Origin of the sequence: Acidovorax sp. (assembly GCF_027492855.1) — a bacterium.
Lineage (GTDB): Bacteria > Pseudomonadota > Gammaproteobacteria > Burkholderiales > Burkholderiaceae_C > Acidovorax.
The window spans coordinates 1-4,341 of sequence record NZ_JAPUDY010000002.1; the positions used below are offsets into that span (position 1 = coordinate 1).

Annotated in this window: 2 protein-coding genes and 1 pseudogene; 2 read left to right on the forward strand and 1 reads right to left on the reverse strand. The window is 64.2% G+C overall.

What is annotated here, in order from left to right; all coding sequences use genetic code 11:
- Nucleotides 1-206 precede the first annotated feature (206 nt).
- Nucleotides 207-476 (forward strand): annotated as a pseudogene (locus tag Q0105_RS00155) (hypothetical protein).
- A 250-nt stretch (nucleotides 477-726) separates the two neighbouring features.
- A complete protein-coding gene (locus Q0105_RS00160; RefSeq protein WP_298207495.1) occupies nucleotides 727-3,054 on the forward strand; it encodes an integrin in 2,328 nt (775 codons plus the stop codon).
- 116 nt (nucleotides 3,055-3,170) lie between these two features.
- Here Q0105_RS00160 and metG read toward each other — a convergent pair.
- Nucleotides 3,171-4,341: methionine--tRNA ligase subunit beta (gene metG, locus Q0105_RS00165; protein ID WP_298207497.1), on the reverse strand; the 1,171-nt coding region annotated here is incomplete at its 5' end.

The following is a 4,341-nucleotide window of genomic DNA, read 5'->3' on the forward strand; positions in this document are numbered from 1 at the left end:
CACGTTCTGTGTGAGCGACTTTGGGCTGCAGATATTTCAATACCTGTATAGCAATACCTGGAAATGCATGAGGCCTTGGCCCCGGTGCAAGGCTGGCAGGTCTTGGCATGTTGTTTGCAAGCTCCGGTGGGGCCAGTGCCGCGTTTTCTGGGCCCGGGCCTTATCTTTCGACCGACGACTTCCGACCCACCATGGTTGAATCCCCCATGCCCGACACCTCCACCTCTGCCTCTGCCTCTGCCGTGGATCCCACTGCTCAGGCGGCCACCTTGCGCCACGGCGCGTTCGAAGACGCCCAGGCCCTGTTTGCCGGCGGGCTGTTCGTGGCCATGGCGCTCATGCTGTTCAACTAAGCGGGGCTGCTGGCGCTGTTCGTGGTGCCGGTGGAGCGCGTGGCGTATTCGGTGCTGGCCTTGCTGGTGATGAGCGGGTTCTTGTGGATCAGCCACCGGCCGGGGCGGTACGTGGGCCATTGAGCGAGACAGCCGCCAGCGCGGTGGCTGACAGTCTCGTCGGTTGAGCGCGACCCGGGGTTCTGAGTCCCGCCAAACGCCACAGGGCCATTCCATTCTCTGCGTCAACCCTGCTTCAGTGGGGTGCGCTTGCGCGTCCTCCCGCCCTAGAGTTCCAGGTACCCCGCATGCACCCGCACGAGGGAGCCGGACCCGTCCGTGCCTCCCGAGGGGTTGAAGTGTCCATGCAGTTCACAGACCCGGAGAACCCTTGATGTATCGAAATTTTTCCGCTACGGCCGAGGCCCTGCGCGCGAGGCTTGTCGGTGCGGCATGGGCGTTACCTCTGGTCATGGCAGGCGCCCTGGCAGCTTGCGGCGGCGGTGGTGGGGACTCTGCCGAGCTACCGCCTCCCCCACCACCGCCCTCCGTGGTGCAGCATCCGGTGGGGGGCACTGTGACGGGGCTGATGGGCACCCTGGTACTCGCCAACGGAACGGGTGCGGAAGTGCGCATCACGGCCAGCGGCAGTTACGTCACCAATGTTGCGCAGGGGCAGGCTTACAACATTGTTGTGCGCACCCAGCCGGTGGGGCAGACCTGCGTCGTGGAAAACGGCTCGGGCGTGGTGACGGGCCCGGTCACCAACATCCTGGTGACCTGCACCACCAACACCTACGCCGTGGGTGGGACCGTCGCGGGCCTGGTGGGGACCCTGACGCTGCGGCTGAACGGCGCTGCAGATTTGCTGCTGACTGACAACGGCGCTTTCCGGTTTGCGTCGCCGGTTTCTCACGGCAGCGCCTATGCGGTCACGGTGTATGCGCAGCCTGTGGATCAGGCCTGTACGGTCGAAGCTGGCACCGGGGTCGCCGTGGCGCCGGTCATCCAGGTGAGGGTGCTTTGCAGCACGATCTATACGCCGCCTCCGCCACCGCCGCCAGCTCCCCCGGCGCCGGGTGGCCTGGGCATTGGCTACGGAACGAAGGCGCTGATCTTTTCGTGGACTTCGGCGCCGGGTGCAACCAGCTACACGGTGTACGAGGACCCGGATGGCGCGGGCCCGCTGACACCCGTGCAGATCGGGTCAACCGCCACCACAGGGCTGACCTATGCAGTACCGGTGCTGCTGCACCTGCGGCTGAATGCCACCTACACCGTGCAGGCCTGCAATGCGGGAGGTTGCAGCGCCCCGTCGACTTCTGTGGCGGCCGACATGGTGCGTGCCATTGGGTACTTCAAAGCGTCGGCGACCACCGCCGAAGGCCGCTTCGGCAACCGTGTGGCCTTGTCCAGCAACGGCTCCACCCTGGCCGTGGGGGCCTATGGCGAGGGTGGCAATACCGGAGCGGTATACGTCTTCACGAAGAGCGGCGCCACGTGGTCGCAGCAGGCGCGCATTGCGGCCCCCAACGGCGAGGCCAACGATTATTTTGGCAATGCCGTGGCGCTGTCTGCCGACGGCAACACGCTGGCCATCGGCGCGGATGGCGAGAGCGGCGACCAGAAGGGCACGTTTGCGACCATGCCCGCCACCAACAACCTGGCCAGCAACTCCGGCGCTGTCTATGTGTATTCCCGCGCTGGTGCGGTCTGGTCGCAGCAGGCATTCATCAAGGCGAACAACGCGGATGCCGACGATCTTTTCGGTTCATTCGTAGCCCTCTCGAACGACGGCAACACCCTGGCAGTCGGTGCCTACAACGAGGATGGCGACCTGACTGGAACACATGGCAATCCAGCCTTTGCTGCGTCCGGGGCCGCCTACGTCTTTGCCCGCACGGGCACTAGCTGGGTACAGCAAAGTTACCTCAAGGCATCCAACGCAGGCGCGGGAGATTTCTTCGGCATCTACCTAAGCCTGTCTGGCGCGGGCGACACTCTGGCGGTGGGCGCGTTCTTTGAGCGCAGCGCCTTGGCGAGTGATCCTGCGGACGACACCTTGGCCAATGCCGGTGCGGCCTACGTGTTCCAGCGTAATGCGGGGGCCTGGTCGCAGCAGGCCTATCTGAAGGCCCCCAGTCCCCAAGCGCAGGACCGCTTCGGTGTGTCGGTCATCCTGTCAGGCGACGGCAACACGCTGGCGGTTGGCATGGATGGAGACAGCAGCAACTACACCGGTACCTTCGTCGTGCCACCACCCAGCAACACCCTGGCACTCAACTCTGGCGCGGTGTTTGTGTTTATTCGCGCAGGTGGCGTCTGGCAGTCACAGGCGTACTTGAAAGCCTCCAACACCCGCACCCCCCACCGGTTTGGCAACAACTTGGCGATGTCGAGCGACGGCAACACGCTGGTGGTGCCGTCGTACCGCGACGACAGCAATGCGCGCGGATTCAATGGCGACCAGGCCAATACCGCCGCTGCGGATGCGGGCGCTGTGCTGGTGTTTCGCCGCAGCGCAGGCACCTGGGCGCAACAGGCCTACCTGAAGGCACCCAATACGGGCGCTGGGGACCGGTTTGGTGGCCGTGTGGCGATATCGGGTGACGGCACTACGCTGGCCGTGGGGGCATCCACTGAAGACAGTGGATCGACTGGCATTGGCGGCAATCAGGCGGACGAAAGCAGCACCAACGCGGGCGCGGTGTACCTTTACTGAGAGCTTGCTTCAGGGCGGCAGTCAACATGCCGCCCCTTCCTCTATCAGCGAATGGCGAGGGGCTCTGCACCCCTCGGCATCCTTGACAGTTGCTTTGTCTATGAGCGTTGCACGCCTTACCGCACCCGCATGCCCGGCGTGGCGCCCGGCCAGGGGTTGAGCACGTAGATGCCGGGGTTGGCTTTTTCGTCGCCATGGCTGGCGGCCAGCACCATGCCTTCGCTTATGCCGAACTTCATCTTGCGCGGCGCGAGGTTGGCCACCATCACGGTGTGTTTGCCCACCAGGTCTTCTGGCTTGTAGGCACTGGCGATGCCTGAAAAGACATTGCGTGTGCGGCCTTCGCCCACGTCCAGCGTCAGGCGCAGCAGCTTGGTGGAGCCCTCGACCGGCTCGCAGTTCACGATGAGCGCAATGCGCAGGTCGATCTTGGTGAAGTCGTCGATGGTGATGGTGGGGGCCAGCTCTTCGCCACCGGGTGTTGCTATTGTTTCAGTAGCTGCTTGCGCTTGTTCTGCCTGCGCTGGAGCCTCAAACAATGCTTCAAGCTGCTCGGGCACCACACGCTGCATCAGGTGCTGGTACTGGCCGATGGTGTGGCCTGCGCCCAGCAGTTGCCCGGCATCGGAGAACACGAGTGGCGCCACGTTCAAGAACGCCTCGACCTGGGCCGCCACGGCGGGCAGCATGGGCTTCAAGTAGATGGTCAGCAGGCGGAAGGCCTCGATGCAGGTGGTGCACACGTCTTGCAGGCGCGCGTCCATGCCTTCCTTCTTGGCCAGCTCCCAGGGTTTGTTGGCGTCCACGTAGCTGTTGACGCGGTCGCACAGCAGCATGATGTCGCGGGCGGCGCGGGCCGAGTCGCGGTTTTCGTAGGCGGCCACGATGCCGTCGCGGGCCTCGCGCAGTTGCACCAGCAGGGCCTGGCCGTCTTCGCTGACGGGCCCCAGTTGGCCGCCAAAGCGCTTGGCAATGAAACCGGCGGCGCGGCTGGCGATGTTGACGTATTTGCCGATCAAATCCGAGTTCACGCGGGCCATGAAGTCTTCGGCGTTGAAGTCGATGTCTTCGTTTTTGCCGTTGAGCTTGGCACCCAGGTAGTAGCGCAGCCACTCGGGGTTCATCTTGAGCGCCAGGTACTTGAGCGGGTCCAGGCCCGTGCCGCGGCTTTTGCTCATCTTCTCGCCGTTGTTCACGGTCAAAAAGCCGTGCACGCAGATCTTGGTCGGTGTCTTGCGGCCGCTGAACTTCAGCATGGCCGGCCAGAACAGCGTGTGGAAGGTGATG